This is a genomic window from Streptomyces sp. NPDC059897 (assembly GCF_042730865.1).
GTDB lineage: Bacteria > Actinomycetota > Actinomycetes > Streptomycetales > Streptomycetaceae > Streptomyces.
The window spans coordinates 127547-144513 of record NZ_JBHWKQ010000022.1 but is presented as its reverse complement, the minus strand read 5'-3'; the positions used below and the strand labels follow the sequence as shown (position 1 = coordinate 144513).

Below are 16967 nucleotides of genomic sequence, written 5' to 3'. Positions count from 1 at the left end.
CAGGCGGTGCCCCGTGCGGGGGCGCCGCCGCCCGCGTGCCTCACGCCCTGAGTTCGGCCTTGTCGCCCATCACGACCACCGGGTGCTGCTTCGGGTCGAGCGTCTTGAGCAGGTACTCCATGTCGCCCTTCGACTGGCTCACGCAGCCCGAGGTGCCGCTGCCGTGGTCCATGTGCAGCCAGATGCTGCCGCCCTTGGACTGGCCCTGCGGCCGGGTCGGGTCGTTGGGCGGGGTGCCCTTGGCGCGGTTGTAGTCGATGGCGATGACGTAGTCAAAGTCGTGCCAGTGCGACTTCGCCCAGTAGTGCGGGGCCTGGATCGAGGCCGTCTGCGTGTACGGAAGCTTCGCTCCCGGGTCGGCGAGAACGCCACCGGCGTCGCTGAGCGTGAAGACACCCACGGGGCTGCGCTTGTCGCCCTCGTGGTGGTTCGTCGTCCAGCCCTTCTTGCCGTTGTGCCCGGACCAGCCGCGCTGCTTCTTCCAGGTGTCGCCGGACTTGGTGAACAGGGCGATGCTGGAGCCCGCCGCGTCCTTGTCGTCGCCGTACACGGCGACGACCTGCCGGGCGTTCGCCGGGATCTGCTTCTGGTAGCGGTCCCCCACCCCTGGAATGCGCTTGAGGTCCGCCGCGCGCGCCTCCGCGCCCTTTGACGCGCCGCCCGACGCTTCCGCGCCGCCCGTGCTTTTCTTCCCGCTGTCACCGCCGTCGGCGCCGCAGGCGGCCACCGTCGTCAGCAGCGCCCCGCAGGCCGCCATCGCGACGCCCGCCCTGATCGCACCCGCACTCCGCATGCGTTCCATGGTCGCACCACCGGCCGGAAACCACCGGGCCGACTGCGGTAGCAACGAACGATCAAGTCCGTTTCTTTGCCCGCTACCGGAAAACCGTTTGCCTCGGCTCGACAAAAGACGCGAACCTTTCACGGTTTGCTGCCTTTGAGTCCGCTTCTTCGATCCACCCCGCTTCGAGCCCTGGGACGTCATGCAGATCTCCGACCTTCCGTATCCAGACCCGGGTGTGCCGGACGCACGCTCCGGCCCCCGGTTCCTGCTCTGGCTCGGCCGGAACCAGCTCGGTGGACAGGCCAAGTCCCTTGCCTGGGGCCTGATCCACTTCGTCTCCGTCGCCGGCCTCGCGTACGGCGTCGGCTACGCGGTGCAGGCGGTCGTCGACCGCTCCGGCTCCGGTCTCGCCAAGGCCGGTGCGGTGATCGTGCTGCTCGGCATCGGCGTCGCGGTCGGCGACACGATGCTGCACCGCACGGCTGTCACGAACTGGATCACCGCCGCCGCCCGCGTCCAGCAACTGCTCGCCCGCAAGACCGCGACGCTGGGCGCCGCCCTGACCCGCCGGGTCGCCGCGGGCGAGGTCGTCGCCGTGTCCACCGGTGACGTGGAGAAGATCGGCTGGTTCGTCGAGGCGCTCTCCCGCTTCGCCGCCGCCGCGCTCACCGTCGTCATCGCCGCCATCGGCCTCCTGATCTACCAGCCCGCGCTGGGCATCGTCGTCGCGCTCGGCATGCCGGTGCTGGCCCTCGCCGTGCTGCCCCTGCTGCCCCGCGCCACCCGGCGCGCGGACCACCAGCGGGAGAAGGCGGGCCACGCCACCGAACTGGCCTCGGACACCGTCGCGGGCCTGCGCGTGCTGCGCGGCATCGGCGGCGAGGAGCTGTTCCTCGACCGCTACCGCCGCGCCTCGCAGGACGTACGCCGGGCCGCCGTGCGCAGCGCGCGCATGTGGGCGCTGATCTCCGCGATCCAGGTCCTCCTTCCGGGACTCCTGACGATCGCGCTCGTCTGGTACGGGGTGCATCTCGCGCGCGAGGGCCGGATCACCGTCGGTGAACTGGTCACCGTCTACAGCGGGGTGATGCTCCTCAATTACCCGCTGCGCCACTTCGAAGAGATCGCCATGGCGTACTCGTTCTCCCGGCCGTCCGCGCAGCGTGCCTCCAGGGTGCTGTCGTTGGAGCGCGTCACGGAACCGGACGGTGGGCTGCGCGAGGCGAAGGCGCCGGCCGGTGACCTGTACGACCCGGCGACCGGCGTGCTGGCGCCCGCGGGTCGGCTCACCGCCGTGGTCTGCGGCGATCCGGACCTGGCGGGGCGTCTCGCCGACCGGCTCGGGGGGCACCCCGCTTCCGCCGCCGACGACGGCGCGGACGAGCGGGCGCCGTCCGTCCTGCTGGACGGTGTGCCGCTCGACGAGCTGCCGCTGGATGTCGCGCGGACGGCCGTGCTCGTCCAGGACAAGGACCCGGTGCTGCTCTCCGGCACCCTCGCCGAACTCCTGGACGTACCGGCTTCCGGAGGCGTGTCGCCCACCGAGGCGCTGACCGCCGCCCAGTGCTCCGACGTGCTGGACGCCCTCACCCAGGGCGCCCCGGACGAGGACCCGATGACCGCCCACATCACCGAACGCGGCCGGTCCCTCTCCGGCGGCCAGCGCCAGCGCCTCGCGCTGGCCCGCTCCCTGGTCACCGACCCGGACACGCTGGTGCTCGACGAGCCGACGTCCGCCGTCGACTCGCACACCGAGGCCCGGATCGCCCAGGGCGTGCGCGCCCTGCGGCGCGGTCGCACGACCGTGGTGCTCACCTCGTCGCCGCTGGTTCTCGACCGCGCCGACCGCGTGGTGTTCGTCCACGAGGGGACGGTCGCCGCGGTCGGCGAGCACCGCGAACTGGTGCGCGCCGAGCCCCGGTACCGCGCGGTCGTCACCCGCGAGACCGACGAGGAGCAGTCCTCCCCCGGCACCGGGATCAGCGCCCGGACCGACATCGAGATCGAGATCGAGGAGACGGCATGATCGGCGTAGCGCCCCCGGCCTACGACCCGGCGGCCCCCACCACCGCGCACACCCTGCCGGTCGGCGCCCCGGCCACGGTCCGCGCCTATGTGCGCGAGCTGTACCAGCGCCACCGGCGCGAGTTCCTCCTGCTCATCGGCGTGAACACGGTCGCCGTCATCGCGTCGATGGTCGGCCCGTACCTGCTCGGCGGGCTGATCCAGGACGTCTCCGAGGACCCGGGCGGCGTCGGCGCGCTCGAAGGGTCCCGACTGACCCTCACCATCGGCCTGTTCGCCCTGGCCCTGGTGATCCAGGCCGTGTTCATCCGGCAGGTGCGGCTGCGCGGGGCGATGCTCGGGGAACGGATGCTGGCGGATCTCCGGGAGGACTTCCTGGTGCGGTCCGTGGGCCTGCCGCCCGGCGTCCTGGAGCGGGCCGGCACGGGGGACCTGCTGTCCCGGATCACCACGGACATCGACCGGCTCGCGAACGCGATGCGGGAGGCCGTGCCCCAGCTGGCCATCGGTGTCGTGTGGGCGGCGCTGCTCGTCGGCGGGCTCGCGGTGACCGCGCCGCCGCTGGCGCCCGCGCTGCTCATCGCGGTGCCCGTGCTGGTGCTCGGCTGCCGCTGGTACTTCAAGCGGGCGCCGTCGGCGTACCGCTCGGAGGCCGCCGGGTACGCGGCCGTCGCCGCCGCGCTCGCCGAGACCGTGGACGCCGGGCGCACCATCGAGGCGCACCGGCTCGGCGACCGTCGCATCGAGATGTCGGAGCGCCGCGTCAAGGAGTGGACGGCCTGGGAGCGCTACACCCTGTATCTGCGCTCCGTGCTCTTCCCGGTGATCAACACCGTGCACGTCCTCGTGCTGCTGTCGGTGCTGATGGTCGGTGGTGTCTTCGTCCTCCAGGGCTGGATCGGCGTGGGGCAGCTGACCACGAGTGCCCTCATCGCGCAGATGCTGGTGGATCCGCTCGGCCTGATCCTGCGCTGGTACGACGAGCTTCAGGTCGCCCAGGTGTCGCTTGCCCGGCTCGTGGGTGTGCGGGACATCGAGCCGGACGCGGGCGACGCCTCCGTGCGGCCCGACGGCCGTGATGTCCATGCGGACGCGGTGCACTTCGGCTACCGCGAGGGCGTCGACGTGCTGCGCAAGGTGTCCCTGGAGGTCGCGCCCGGCACCCGGCTCGCCCTGGTCGGCCCCTCGGGCGCGGGCAAGTCGACGCTCGGGCGGTTGCTCGCCGGGATCTACGCGCCGCGCACCGGGCAGGTCACGCTGGGCGGCGCGGAACTCTCCCGGATGCAGGCCGAGCGGGTGCGCTCCCATGTGGCGCTGGTCAACCAGGAGCACCACGTCTTCGTGGGCTCCCTGCGCGACAACCTGCGCCTGGCCCGCACCGGCGCCGAGGACGCGGAGCTGTGGGCCGCCCTCGGCGCGGTCGACGCCGACGGGTGGGCCGGTGCTCTCGCCGACGGCCTGGACACGGAGGTCGGCTCGGGCGGGGTCGCCCTCACCCCGGCGCAGGCCCAGCAGGTCGCGCTGGCCCGGCTCGTCCTGGCCGACCCGCACACACTGGTCCTGGACGAGGCGACCTCGCTCCTCGACCCGCGGGCGGCCCGCAACCTGGAGCGTTCGCTCGGCCGGGTCCTCGACGGCCGCACGGTCGTGGCCATCGCGCACCGGCTGCACACCGCGCACGACGCCGACGTGATCGCCGTGGTCGAGGACGGCCGGATCCGCGAGCTCGGGAGCCACGACGAGTTGGTCGCGGCCGACGGCGCGTACGCGGCGCTGTGGCGGTCCTGGCACGGCTGACGTGCCGACGGCGGCGGTCGGGAGCCCTCCCTTCGGGACGGCTCCCGGCCGGCGGCGCCTCAGTAGCCGCTGCCATCCGTGTCGTCGACCTGCCCGGCGACCCCCGGTCAGATGAAGTTCAGCGCGGCCGCGCACCCCACGCCGCCGGCCAGCATGAACACCGGCATGAGCACCTTCAGCTCGATCCAGCTGCCGGCCCGGAACCGCATCGGCTTCGGCGGCCCGATCGGGTACCAGCGCTTGTGGCCGATCGGGATGGGCCACAGGACCGGGCAGCCCGAGACGGTGAGCGCGTCCCCGATGTCGTGCACCAGCGCGCCGAGCACGATCGGCAGGCCCAGCCACAGGTACTCCTGGCCGGGGTCCGTGAACAGCCAGTCCGAGCCGTTGCCCGGCTGGTCCAGGATGCCCGCGAGTATCCACGCGCTGGTCGCCGCAAGGAGCCAGACGAGGAGGTCGCTGCTGTGCCCGCGGGCCGCCCGCCACAGCAGGCCCTCGATGGCGAGCACCATGTGCACGAAGAGGATCCCGAGGACCGCCCAGCGGCCGCCGAAGATCGCCAGGGCCGAGGCGCCCGCCCCGATGAGGACCGCCCATACCCACGTGTGGGTGAGCGTGCGGTGTCCGCCCGAGCGCCGGGGGTCGCCCTTCATCCGCGTCGCCTTGTAGACGCCGTACGAGAGTTTGTCGACGATCTCGCACAGGCCCCGGGAGATGGGTCCGAAGGCGCCCGAGATGGTCGCCGACTTGTGGTCGAGGTCCGGGGCGAGTGCGGCGCCGGCGCAGATCAGCGCTCCGACGAGGAGGACCGGCCATGGCATCGGGTACCCGGCTGCCGTCGTCGCCGCCCCCACCCCCAGCCAGGCCGCCGCTCCTGACAGCGAGTGTGCCGGTCCCATCATGGCTGTGATCCGCCCCTGTTTCTGTTGTGCCGGCCGCGCGCGAAGTACCGACATGTTCCGTGATGCTGCGCCGAGTTGCCCCGTGAGGGCCGCGCGCCTGCTGACGCCCCGTCGGCGACCCAGCGTAGCCTTCGTGATCTTCGCTCGGACATCCGATTGCCGGATCGAGCCGGAAGGCAGGCAAGATGGTGCCGTGACCCTTATCGATCAGCTCCCGAAGACCGCCGACCCGGACGCCCTCTATGAAGCCTTCGAGTCGTGGGCCGAGGAGCGTGGGCTCACCCTCTATCCCCACCAGGAGGAGGCGCTGATCGAGGTGGTGTCGGGCGCGAACGTGATCGTTTCCACGCCCACCGGGTCCGGCAAGTCCATGATCGCCGCCGGTGCCCACTTCGCCGCGCTGGCGCGGGACGAGGTCACCTTCTACACCGCGCCGATCAAGGCGCTGGTGTCCGAGAAGTTCTTCGAGCTGTGCAAGCTCTTCGGTACCGAGAACGTCGGCATGCTGACCGGCGACGCCTCCGTGAACGCGGACGCGCCCGTCATCTGCTGCACCGCCGAGGTCCTCGCGTCCATCGCGCTGCGCGACGGCGCGCAGGCCGACATCGGCCAGGTCGTGATGGACGAGTTCCACTTCTACGCGGAGGGGGACCGCGGCTGGGCCTGGCAGATCCCGCTGCTCGAGCTGCCCCAGGCGCAGTTCATCCTGATGTCGGCGACGCTCGGCGACGTCTCCATGTTCGAGAAGGACCTCACGCGCCGCACCGGCAGGACCACGTCGGTGGTCCGCTCGGCGACGCGCCCCGTCCCGCTCTCGTACGAGTACCGGCTCACGCCGATCACCGAGACGCTCACCGAGCTCCTCGACACCAAGCAGGCTCCCGTCTACATCGTGCACTTCACGCAGGCGCAGGCCGTCGAGCGCGCGCAGTCGCTGATGAGCATCAACATGTGCACGCGCGCGGAGAAGGACCAGATCGCCGAGCTGATCGGCAACTTCCGGTTCACCACCAAGTTCGGCCGCAACCTGTCCCGTTACGTCCGCCATGGCATCGGTGTGCACCACGCCGGCATGCTGCCGAAGTACCGCCGCCTGGTGGAGAAGCTGGCCCAGGCGGGCCTTTTGAAGGTCATCTGCGGCACCGACACGCTCGGCGTCGGCGTCAACGTGCCGATCCGTACGGTGCTGTTCACCGCCCTCACCAAGTACGACGGCACGCGCGTGCGGACGCTGCGCGCGCGGGAGTTCCACCAGATCGCGGGCCGCGCGGGACGCGCCGGGTTCGACACGGCCGGCCTCGTCGTGGCGCAGGCGCCCGAGCACGTCATCGAGAACGAGAAGGCCCTCGCGAAGGCGGGCGACGACGCCAAGAAGCGCCGCAAGGTCGTCCGCAAGAAGGCTCCGGAGGGCTTCGTCGCCTGGTCGGAGAGCACCTTCGAGAAGCTGATCGGCTCCGACCCCGAGCCGCTCACCTCCCGTTTCCGTGTCACGCACACGATGCTCCTGTCGGTCATCGCCCGCCCGGGCAACGCCTTCGACGCGATGCGGCACCTCCTCGAGGACAACCACGAGCCGCGCAAGGCGCAGCTGCGGCACATCCGCCGCGCCATCGCGATCTACCGCTCGCTCCTGGACGGCGGCATCGTCGAGAAGCTGGACACACCGGATCCGACCGGCCGCATCGTGCGCCTGACCGTCGACCTGCAGCAGGACTTCGCGCTGAACCAGCCGCTGTCGACGTTCGCCCTCGCCTCCTTCGACCTGCTCGACCAGGAGTCGCCCTCGTACGCCCTGGACATGGTGTCCGTCGTGGAGTCCACGCTCGACGATCCGCGGCAGATCCTGCACGCCCAGCAGAACAAGGCGCGCGGCGAGGCCGTGGCGCTGATGAAGGCGGACGGGGTCGAGTACGAGGACCGCATGGAGCGCCTCCAGGACATCTCGTACCCGAAGCCCATGGAGGAGCTGCTCTTCCACGCCTACGACACGTACCGGCAGAGCCACCCGTGGGTCGGCGACCACCCGCTGTCGCCGAAGTCCGTGATCCGCGACATGTACGAACGCGCCATGACGTTCACGGAGTTCGTGTCCTTCTACGAGCTGGCCCGCACCGAGGGCATCGTCCTGCGCTACCTGGCGAGCGCCTACAAGACGCTCGACCACACGGTGCCCGACGACCTGAAGTCGGAGGACCTGGAGGACCTGATCGCCTGGCTCGGCGAGATGGTGCGCCAGGTCGACTCCAGCCTCCTGGACGAGTGGGAGCAGCTCGCCAACCCGGGTGAGATGACCGCCGAGGAGGCCCAGGAGAAGGCCGACGAGGTCAAGCCGGTCACGACGAACGCGCGCGCCTTCCGCGTCCTCGTCCGCAACGCCATGTTCCGCCGAGTGGAGCTCGCGGCGCTCGACAACGTCGAGGAACTCGGCGAGATGGACGGCGACTCGGGTTGGGACGCGGACGCCTGGGGCGACGCGATGGACAAGTACTGGGACGAGTACGAGGACCTCGGTACAGGACCCGACGCGCGCGGCCCCAAGCTGCTCATGATCGAGGAGGATCCGGAGCACGGGCTGTGGAAGGTGCGCCAGACCTTCGCGGACCCGAACGGCGACCACGACTGGGGCATCAGCGCCGAGGTCGACCTCGCGGCGTCCGACGCCGAGGGCCGTGCCGTCGTCCGTGTCACGGACGTCGGTCAGTTGTAGATCCGAGGACGGTCGGCCGGTAGATTCCGGCCGCTCCCCCGCGCCGGAGCACCCCGGCCGCACACACGAGAGAGATCCACCCATGACGAATCCTGCGGAGAAGCTCGTCGACCTGCTCGACCTGGAGCAGATCGAGGTCAACATCTTCCGCGGACTCAGCCCGGACGAGTCCCTCCAGCGCGTCTTCGGCGGGCAGGTCGCGGGCCAGGCCCTGGTGGCGGCGGGACGCACCACCGAGGGCGACCGCCCCGTGCACTCGCTGCACGCGTACTTCATTCGCCCCGGTCGCCCGGGCGTGCCGATCGTGTACCAGGTCGAGCGGATGCGCGACGGTCGTTCGTTCACCACGCGGCGGGTCACCGCCGTGCAGCAGGGCCGCACGATCTTCAATCTCACCGCCTCCTTCCACAAGCCCGAAGAGGGTGCCTTCGAGCACCAGTTGCCGCCGGCCCGGCAGGTGCCGGACCCGGATTCGCTGCCGACGATCGCCGACGAGGTGCGGGGCCATCTGGGCGCGCTGCCCGACGCCCTGGAGCGGATGGCCCGCCGCCAGCCCTTCGACATCCGCTACGTCGACCGGCTGCGCTGGTCGCCCGAGGAGATCGAGGCGGCCGAGCCGCGCAGCGCGGTGTGGATGCGTGCCGTGGGTCCCCTCGGCGACGATCCGCTCGTGCACACCTGCGCGCTGACCTACGCGAGCGATATGACGCTGCTCGACGCGGTGCGGCTGCCGGTCGAACCGCTGTGGGGGCCGCGCGGATTCGACATGGCCTCGCTCGACCACGCCATGTGGTTCCACCGTCCCTTCCGTGCCGATGAGTGGTTCCTGTACGACCAGGAGTCGCCGATCGCGACGGGCGGACGCGGTCTGGCTCGCGGTCGCATCTACGACACGGAGGGCCGTCTGCTGGTCTCCGTGGTCCAGGAGGGGCTGTTCCGTAAGCTCGAGGGCTGACGAACCCGCGGTCGTCGGTGCTGCGGCGGCCGCTCAGGCCCCTCTTCCGGTGAGGCGGGCCCACAGGCCCCGCGGCCTGTCCTGTGAAGGCTCTTGAGGCACGGCGACCGGCTCCGGCGAGGCCTGCGGCAGCACCGCCGCCGCGGGCTCGAGGTGCCCGACGGGTCGCGGCGCCGGGCGCCGCCTTCGGGCCTCCTCCAGGTTGAGCAGCAGGTTTCCGCGCAGCCAGCTGATCTCGTCCGGGTCGTCGGCGGTCAGGATGCGCTGGACGATCGCGGCGTTCGGCGACTCCGGTGCTCCGTACCAGAACTCATCGGGCCGCAGCCGGTGCAGATGGACCCGCTCGTAGGGGTCCGCGACGAGTTCCGCGAGCTGTGTCGGGTCCAGGAGCGTGGCGACGGCCGCCGCCCGTTCCCACGGGCCGTCCGCCAGCCCCAGCAGATATCCGGCGTGCCTGGCCCGCCAGTTCTTCGGCCTCAGGTCCGCGCCGGACCGCAACCTGGCGCGCACCCGGTCCGGCGCCCGCCCCGTCAGAAGCGGCCCGTTGACCTCGGCCCCCGCGAACTCCCGTAGTTCCTGGGCGAGGTACTGCCACACCACTGTCCGGTACCGATTGACGTAGAACTTCGCGGGCGTCAGCATTCCGGCGCGGGCCAGCCTCGTGAAGCGCGTCGACGGGATGTCCATGAGCTCGGCGGCCTCCGCCGTGCCCACGACCCTGACCTGTGCGAGCAGGGTGTCCGGGAAGCCCTCGGCCTCGCGGATGCGGTCGATCTCCTCGCGCGGGACGCGGCGTCGGCCGCCGCCCGGTGCCGGGACGGTGCGGATGCGGCCCAGCCGGACGGCGAGGTCGAACTCGCCGCGTTTCAGCCCCAGTTCCCGCGCCGCGCTGCTCTGAGGCCTGGTCATGATGTCGCCTTGCACGATGGTTCTCCCCCGTCTGCGAATCAGACGCGGTCACTCTGCGTGACCGCTCGAGAGAAACCGTAGCCGGGATCGCCGAACCCCGTGCCGGCCTGTGGATAACCCTTCCGGCCCTCGAATCACCGCAGGTCAGAGGTCTGCGAGCGGGCCTCGCTCCGGATTGCGCACGTCGACGGTGAGGTGTTCGCCGACCCGGTGCACCAGCAGCGTCATCTCGTACGCGACCTGCCCGATGTCGGCCTCGGCCGCGCTGAGCACGCACAGGCAGCTGCCCTCGCCTGCGGCGGTGACGAACAGCACCGCGTCGTCGAACTCGATCATCGTCTGGCGCACTCCGCCGGTTCCGAAGTACCGGCCCGAACCCTTGGCGAGGCTGTGCAGTCCGGACGAGACCGCGGCGAGGTGCTCGGCGTCCTCGCGGCGCAGACCCGTGCTCGCCCCCGTCACGAGGCCGTCGTTGGACAGGACCAGAGCGTGCCGGACATGCTCGACGCGCTGCGTCAGGTCGTCCAGCAGCCAACCGAGTCCTTCGTACTGCTGCCCCATGATCCCCTGTCCCCGCTTCCCTGTGGCTCCCCGCCCCGGAGGGGATCCGCTCCCCTGCCCGGAGGATCTCACTCGCAAGCCTTCCCCACGGTGGGCATCCGGGCAAGGAGGATGGGCGCATGGCACACAAGATGACCGATGAGCAATGGAAGGCCTTCGTCTCCGAGGGCACTCACACCGCGAAGTTGTCCACCGTGAAGGCGGACGGCAGCCCGCACATCGCACCCGTGTGGTTCGTCGTCGACGGTGACGACATCGTGTTCAACACCGGCAAGGACACGGTCAAGGGCCGCAATCTGGCCCGGGACGGGCGGGTCGCCCTCTGCGTCGACGACGAGCGGCCCCCGTTCTCGTTCGTGTCCATCCAGGGCCGCGCCGAGCTCAGTGAGGACCCGGACGAGTTGCTGGATTCGGCCACCAGGATCGGCGGCCGGTACATGGGGGCGGACCGGGCCGAGGAGTTCGGCCGGCGCAACGCGGTGCCGGGCGAACTCGTCGTCCGCGTACGGGTCGAGAAGGTCGTGGCGCTGGGCGACATGACCGGCTGAACCGGCCGGCCACGAGCGTCAGCCCACGGAGTCGAGCAGCCGGGCGGAGTGCATGCGCCCGGCGTACTCGACCAGTCTGATCAGCACCTCCTTCCCCGAGTCGCGGTCGCGCGCGTCGCACAGCACCACGGGGGTCCCGCGGTCGAGGTCCAGGGCCCGGGCCACTTCGTGCGCTCCGAAGGTCTTGCTGTCCGCGAAGCAGTTCACCGCCACGACGAACGGGATGTGCCGGTGCTCGAAGTAGTCCACGGCGGGGAAGCAGTCCTCGAGCCTTCGGGTGTCCGCGAGGACCACCGCGCCGAGCGCGCCCTGCGAGAGCTCGTCCCACAGGAACCAGAAGCGGTCCTGCCCCGGTGTGCCGAACAGGTAGAGCGACAGGCCGGACCTGATGGTGATGCGGCCGAAGTCCATGGCCACGGTGGTGGTCGTCTTGGCGGCGACGGCCCCGGTGTCGTCCACGTGCTGGCCCAGTTCGCTGAGGCGTTCCTCGGTGCGCAGGGGCCTGATCTCGCTGACCGCGCCGACCAGGGTGGTCTTGCCCACCCCGAATCCGCCCGCGACCAGGATCTTCAGGGCCAGGGCGACGGTGGGGCCGTCGGCCGTGGTGTCAGAGTGCTCTGAGCCCATCGATGACTTCTCTCAGGATCTTCTCGTCGGGTAGCTGTGCGGGCGGCACCGGCCTGCTGACCTTCACGCAGGCCAGTTCGAGCAGGTCGCCGAGGAGTACGCGGATCACGCCCACGGGGACGTCGGTGCCCGCGGCCAGTTCGGCGACCGTCTGGGTCTCCGTTCGGCACAGTTCGATGATCGACCGGTGCTCCGGGCCGAGGGCGGTGTCGTCGTGGGCGCCGGGCGCCGCGGTGTCGAGCGACACCAGGGCGATCAGGTCGAAGTGGGCCCCCTGGGGGCCCGGCGCGGTCCGTCCGCCGGTCATCGCGTAGGGGCGGACCAGGGGCCCGGCCTCTTGGTCGAACCACTGGCTGCCGGGGTCGTCGTCGTTCATGTCGCCACCTGTGCCCCTCAGCCCTCGGCGGGCGGGCGCCCGGCGGATCTCGGGGCCGTGTAGAGGTGTTCGCCGACCCTCTTGACCAGGCGTGCCATCTCGTAGGCGACGAGCCCGATATCGGCGGTCCCGGTGCTGAGGACGGCGAGGCAGGAACCGTCGCCGGCGGCCGCCACGAAGAGGAAACCTTCATCCATCTCGACCATGGTCTGCCGCACCCCGCCCGTACCGAAGTGCCGCCCCGTGCCCTTGGCGAGGCTGTTGAAGCCGGAGGCGACGGCCGAGAGGTGTTCGGCGTCCTCCCTGCGCAGTCCGCTGGAGGAGCCGACGGCGAGCCCGTCGTTGGAGAGGATCACGGCATGCCGCAGTTCGGGCACCCGCAGCACCAAGTCGTCCAGGAGCCAGTCGAGTTCACCGGAACCGTGCGCCGTGCCCGTGGTAGTCGGTTCCTTGATCATGCGGGGTCTCCTTCATGGGTGTCGGGGCCGGGCGGGCGGCCGCCGCCTCTGGCCCAGCCGTCCCGGAAGGAGGCCATCCGGGCCCGGACCTGTTCGGGGGTGCGCTCGTCCGGTGCGGGCACGCGCGCGGGGGACGTCGGTTCGGCAGGCCGCTCGCGCAGTTGGGGCGCGAGGCTCGCCTGGCGTACGCGGCGTGGGAGGCCGTCGGGAGGAGGGGCGTCGTCGTCCCCGGTGTCCTCGGGACGTTCGCGGTTCGCCTGCTCCGGCGGGGTGCGCAGGCGCAGCGCGGTGACGCCCGGCGGGTGCCGGGGGCTCTCGGGCTCGGTCGAGGGGGCGAGCGCCGGGCGGGGTGCCGACGCGGGGACGGGGTGGCTGTCGTTCATCGGCGCCGCTTCGGGCTCGGGCACGCGCGCGTAGCGGCGCTCTTCCTGGGACGGTTGGTGCGCGTCATGTGCGCTCGGCCCGACCTCGGCGTCCTTGTGGAGCAAGGGGGTGGGCAGGAGGACGACGGCGGTGGTGCCCCCGTACGGGGACGTGCGCAGGTGCACCTTGATGTCGTGGCGTTTGGCGAGCCTGCTGACCACGAAGAGGCCGAGCTGGTCGCTGTCGAACAGGTCGAGGGCCTCCGAGTGCCCGATGCGCTGGTTCGCCTCGGCGAGGCTCTCCTTGCCCATGCCGAGGCCGCGGTCCTCGATCTCGATCGCGTACCCGTTGCCCACGGGTTCGCCGCTGATGCGCACCTTGGTGTGCGGGGGCGAGAACTGGGCGGCGTTCTCGACGAGTTCGGCCACCAGGTGGGTGAGGTCGGCGACGGCGGTCCCCGCCACCTGGGCGGCGGACAGGTGGCGTACCTCTACGCGCGCGTAGTCCTCGATCTCGGAGACCGCGGCCCGCACGACGTTCGTCAGCGGGACGGGCCGGCGCCAGGCGCGGCCGGGCGCGGCCCCGGAGAGGATGATGAGGCTCTCCGCGTGGCGGCGCATCCGTGTGGTGAGGTGGTCGAGCCGGAACAGGTCGCCGAGTTCGCTCGGGTCGTCGGCGCGGCGCTCCATGCTGTCCAGGAGGCCGAGTTGGCGGTGGACGAGGACTTGGCTGCGGCGGGCGAGGTTGACGAACACCCCGGAGATGCCGCTGGCGAGTTCGGCGCGCTCCACGGCGGCGTACAGGGCCGCGCGGTGGACGGTGGTGAGCGCCTCGGACACCTGGCCGGTCTCGTCCTCGGCGGGCGGGCCCTGGGGGGCCTCGGCCGCCACGTCGATCTCCTCGCCGGCCCGCAGTCTGCGCATGGTGTCGGGCAGTTTGCGGCGGGCGATCTCCAACGCGGTGTTGCGCAGGCTGACGAGTTCGACGACGAGGCCGCGGCCGATGCGCACGGAGATCACCAGCGAGGCCGCCACGGCGACGAGTCCGAGCAGGACGGCCGCTCCCGCCGGGGTGAGGACGCCGCGGGTGAGCGGGTCCGCGCGGACCGCGGCGCCGCGTGCGGCGTCCGTCTCGATGGCGCGCATCCGGTCCTGCACGCGCGCGTACGCCGGGTCCCAGGAGTCGGCGGACGCCGCGGCCAGCGCCTTCCCGCCCGGTTCCGCGATGAGGGTGCGGTCCTCGACGGCGCGTACGTCCGCGTAGGCGCGGCCCGCCGCCAGGCGCTTCCAGGCGGCTCGTTCGGGTCCGCGCAGGTCGTTCGCGGCCGTGCCGATCAGGTTCCCTCGGGTCTCGACCGCCCCGGTGAACAGCCGCAGCCGATCGCCTTCCAGGGAACCGGCCAGGCGTGCGCCGACGAGCACCGCGTTCTCCCGGGCGAGCATCTCGCCGGAGCGGCCGAACTCCAGCAGCACGCGCGCGTCGGAGCCGAGTTCGGAGTCCTGGATGCCGGTGAGCGAGCCGCTGACCGCGAAGGCGCGGTCGACGGACCTCGTGTACTGCCCGTAGGCGTCGTCCCAGCCGGTGCGCCGCTCCCGCACGGCCTCGCGCACACTCCGTAGGTGCTCGACGCCGTCGACGAACGACTCCAGCCGGCCGGCCACCGCGCGCGGGAGGTCGGCTCCGTCCGCGACCGTGCTGTCCTTGCCGATGCGCAGGGCGGAGACGAAGCGGTCGGTGGTGGCGGCGCGCCTCGTGAGGGCGTCGCCGCGGCCCGTGGTGGGTTCGGTGGCGTAGGCGACGGCCGCGGTGCGTTCGGCCTGCAGGGCGGCCACGGCGGCGCCCACCGGTGCGCGCACCGCCTCGTCGACCCGCTGCAACTGCCGCATCCGCGCGACGTCCTGGGCGGTGCTCACGGTGGCGAAGGCCCACAGGGCGAGCAGCGAGACGACGGGCACCATCAGCAGGCAGATGATTTTCGCCCGGACCGTACGCGGACGCAGATTCACTGCTGCCCCGCGCGCGGGGGACGCCCCGAAGGGTTCCGGCTCCACCAGGACGTCTTCGTCGGCGGGCGGCCCGGCGTGCGCGCGCCGTCCGCGCGTGGGGGCCGAACGCGGCTGCGGAGAGCCGGCACTGGGGGTTCTGCGGGGCGGTCGCATGGCCTCCTCGATCGGGTTCGGGGCACCGTGGTGTTCGGGTGCCGGGGCCGGTGGTCGGTGCGGTCAGGGAGTCAGGTTCTCCAGGGGGCGCTGTGCCGAAGTGGAGGCCTCCTTCTCGTCCGCGGTCGGGGACAGCGCGACGAACGCCGAGGTCAGGAAGAGGTAGGAGCCGAGCCCCACGGCCAGCGGGAAGATGAACTGCATCGCGGTGGCCCCGGCGAGCTCCGCCGTGGAGGGGGTCACCCGCACGCTCACCGCCATCATTCCGGTGTAGTGCATGCTGCTCACGGCGCCGCCCATGACGAGGGAGGCGACCGCGACGGCGGCCGGCGACTTGATGTTGAGGGCGGCCCACAGCGCGGCGGTCGCCGCGACGACGGCGATCACCACGGAGAGCGCCACCAGCAGCGGGTCGTAGCGGACCTGCCCGTGCAGGCGCAGGGCCGCCATCCCCAGGTAGTGCATGCTGGCCACGCCGAGGCCCGTGGTGAGGCCGCCGAGGACCAGCGCGCGCCCGCGCTCGCGGTGGTGGCCGACCGCGAACACGCCGACGCCGACGACGGCCACGGCGACGAGCAGGCTGAGGATGGTCAGCGGAACGTCGTAGCGGATCTCGGTGCCGGTGACCGTGAAGCCGAGCATCGCCACGAAGTGCATGGTCCAGATGCCGGTCCCGATGGCGGAGGCGGCGGTGAGCAGCCAGTTGCGCCGCGCGCGTCCCGTGGTGTTCAGGGCGCGCACGGTGCAGCGCAGGCCCAGCGCCGCGCCGATGCAGGCCATCGCGTACGACAGCACGGGGGTAAGCCAGCCGAAGGCGGCGTGGTCCAGGTGTCCCATGGGTCAGGGACGGTATTCCGGTGGGGGCGCGCGGCAGGGGCGCAGTCCGAAAGGTTTTGGAATACGGAGGAGATGCGGTTCGGAACGGTCGCTGGAGTGTCGAACATGCGCACCGGACGTGCATGCGATGTCTTCGACGAAGTCTTCGACGGAGAAGGGACCTTTCGCCGCCGCGTCCCCCGCTCGTGTCACAGGACGCGCCTGGGCGCCGCTGTCAGTGGGCTGCGCAATCATGGAGCGCATGAACGATGACGCCACACGTGTGCAGGAGTTCTTCACGGCCAGGGCGGCCGACTGGGACGTCCGTTTCCCTGACGACGGCCCCGCCTACGCGTCCGCGGTGGCCGCGTTGGAGCTGCGCCCCGGAGACCGCGTACTCGACGCCGGCTGCGGCACGGGCCGGGCGCTGGCTCCGCTGCGCGCGGCCGTGGGGCCCTCCGGGGCGGTCCTGGGCGCCGACCTGACGTTGGCCATGCTGGAGCGGGCCGTACGGGCGGGCAGGGACGCCGAGGGCCGGCTGCTGCTCACGGACGTGGCCCGGCTGCCGCTTCGCGCGGGCGTGCTGGACGCGGTGTTCGGCGCGGGGCTCATCTCGCACCTGCCGCAACCGGCGGAGAATCTGCGCGAGTTGGCGCGCGTCGTGCGCCCCGGCGGGCTGCTCGCGCTGTTCCACCCCATCGGCCGGGCCGCCCTCGCCGCCCGCCACGGCCGCGCGCTCACGCCGGACGACCTGCGCGCCGAGTCCAACCTGCGCCCGCTCCTCGACGCCGCGGGCTGGCGCCTGACCTCGTACGTCGACGAGGACGAGCGCTTCCTGGCGCTCGCGGTACGGGAGTTGGAGGACGGGGCGGTCTGACCCGCGATCAAGGGAGTGAAAACCGAACCACACTGAGCCGCACCGCGCGGGATCCGCTCCGTGGCCGGTTCTGTCACCATGGCCGCAACTGCGCGACACACGG

The 16967-nt window shown here is 71.8% G+C and carries 15 protein-coding genes; 6 read left to right on the top strand and 9 right to left on the bottom strand.

Translation table 11 applies throughout. The features are described 5' to 3' along the window. Positions 1-40 precede the first annotated feature (40 nt). Entirely contained in the window at positions 41-793 is a 753-nt protein-coding gene (locus tag ACFV9W_RS24060) for a L,D-transpeptidase family protein (RefSeq protein ID WP_385764197.1), read from the bottom strand. 190 nt (positions 794-983) lie between these two features. On the opposite strand from ACFV9W_RS24060, the gene ACFV9W_RS24055 reads away from it, so the two are divergent. Both ACFV9W_RS24055 and ACFV9W_RS24050 read left to right on the top strand, forming a co-directional pair. After that, positions 984-2810, top strand: a complete 1827-nt coding sequence (locus ACFV9W_RS24055; RefSeq protein ID WP_385764195.1) for an ABC transporter transmembrane domain-containing protein — start codon at positions 984-986, stop codon at positions 2808-2810. Continuing rightward, complete coding sequence (locus ACFV9W_RS24050) at positions 2807-4606, top strand: ABC transporter ATP-binding protein (protein ID WP_385764193.1); 1800 nt, start codon at positions 2807-2809, stop codon at positions 4604-4606. Before ACFV9W_RS24055 ends, ACFV9W_RS24050 begins: the two co-directional genes overlap by 4 nt. A 107-nt stretch (positions 4607-4713) precedes the next feature. On the opposite strand, the gene ACFV9W_RS24045 is transcribed toward ACFV9W_RS24050, so the two are convergent. Further along, positions 4714-5508: a metal-dependent hydrolase gene (locus tag ACFV9W_RS24045; protein WP_385764191.1), complete on the bottom strand. Its 795-nt coding sequence runs from the start codon at positions 5506-5508 to the stop codon at positions 4714-4716. 193 nt (positions 5509-5701) lie between these two features. On the opposite strand from ACFV9W_RS24045, the gene ACFV9W_RS24040 reads away from it, so the two are divergent. Together ACFV9W_RS24040 and ACFV9W_RS24035 are read left to right on the top strand one after the other, a co-directional pair. Beyond that, entirely contained in the window at positions 5702-8215 is a 2514-nt protein-coding gene (locus ACFV9W_RS24040; RefSeq protein WP_385764189.1) for a DEAD/DEAH box helicase, read from the top strand. Between the two features lie 82 nt (positions 8216-8297). After that, a complete protein-coding gene (locus tag ACFV9W_RS24035; RefSeq protein ID WP_385764187.1) occupies positions 8298-9170 on the top strand; it encodes an acyl-CoA thioesterase in 873 nt (290 codons plus the stop codon). 33 nt (positions 9171-9203) lie between these two features. On the opposite strand, the gene ACFV9W_RS24030 is transcribed toward ACFV9W_RS24035, so the two are convergent. Together ACFV9W_RS24030 and ACFV9W_RS24025 are read right to left on the bottom strand one after the other, a co-directional pair. Continuing rightward, positions 9204-10079, bottom strand: coding sequence for a DUF6397 family protein (locus ACFV9W_RS24030; protein WP_385764185.1), 876 nt, complete (start codon positions 10077-10079; stop codon positions 9204-9206). Positions 10080-10223: 144 nt separating this feature from the next. Next, complete coding sequence (locus ACFV9W_RS24025) at positions 10224-10640, bottom strand: roadblock/LC7 domain-containing protein (protein ID WP_385764183.1); 417 nt, start codon at positions 10638-10640, stop codon at positions 10224-10226. Between the two features lie 119 nt (positions 10641-10759). Between ACFV9W_RS24025 and ACFV9W_RS24020 the strand changes: the two genes are divergently transcribed. Further along, positions 10760-11188, top strand: coding sequence for a PPOX class F420-dependent oxidoreductase (locus ACFV9W_RS24020; protein WP_385764181.1), 429 nt, complete (start codon positions 10760-10762; stop codon positions 11186-11188). 18 nt (positions 11189-11206) lie between these two features. Here the strand turns inward: ACFV9W_RS24020 and ACFV9W_RS24015 are convergent, their stop codons facing one another. From ACFV9W_RS24015 to ACFV9W_RS23995, 5 genes are all read right to left on the bottom strand, one after another. Then, positions 11207-11815 carry an ATP/GTP-binding protein gene (locus ACFV9W_RS24015; protein ID WP_385764179.1) on the bottom strand — a complete coding sequence of 203 codons (609 nt, stop codon included), beginning with the start codon at positions 11813-11815 and terminating at the stop codon, positions 11207-11209. Then, the gene (locus ACFV9W_RS24010) at positions 11796-12191 is read right to left on the bottom strand and encodes a DUF742 domain-containing protein (RefSeq protein WP_385764177.1); all 396 of its coding nucleotides are present in this window, start codon (positions 12189-12191) and stop codon (positions 11796-11798) included. The genes ACFV9W_RS24015 and ACFV9W_RS24010 overlap by 20 nt, the downstream gene beginning before the upstream one ends. A gap of 17 nt (positions 12192-12208) precedes the next feature. Then, positions 12209-12649, bottom strand: coding sequence for a roadblock/LC7 domain-containing protein (locus ACFV9W_RS24005; RefSeq protein ID WP_385764175.1), 441 nt, complete (start codon positions 12647-12649; stop codon positions 12209-12211). Then, entirely contained in the window at positions 12646-15171 is a 2526-nt protein-coding gene (locus ACFV9W_RS24000; RefSeq protein ID WP_385764173.1) for a nitrate- and nitrite sensing domain-containing protein, read from the bottom strand. The genes ACFV9W_RS24005 and ACFV9W_RS24000 overlap by 4 nt, the downstream gene beginning before the upstream one ends. A gap of 63 nt (positions 15172-15234) precedes the next feature. Continuing rightward, complete coding sequence (locus ACFV9W_RS23995) at positions 15235-16008, bottom strand: MHYT domain-containing protein (RefSeq protein WP_385764171.1); 774 nt, start codon at positions 16006-16008, stop codon at positions 15235-15237. A 241-nt stretch (positions 16009-16249) separates the two neighbouring features. Here ACFV9W_RS23995 and ACFV9W_RS23990 point away from each other — a divergent pair, with 241 nt between their 5' ends. Continuing rightward, positions 16250-16864, top strand: a complete 615-nt coding sequence (locus tag ACFV9W_RS23990; RefSeq protein WP_385764169.1) for a class I SAM-dependent methyltransferase — start codon at positions 16250-16252, stop codon at positions 16862-16864. Positions 16865-16967: the final 103 nt, after the last annotated feature.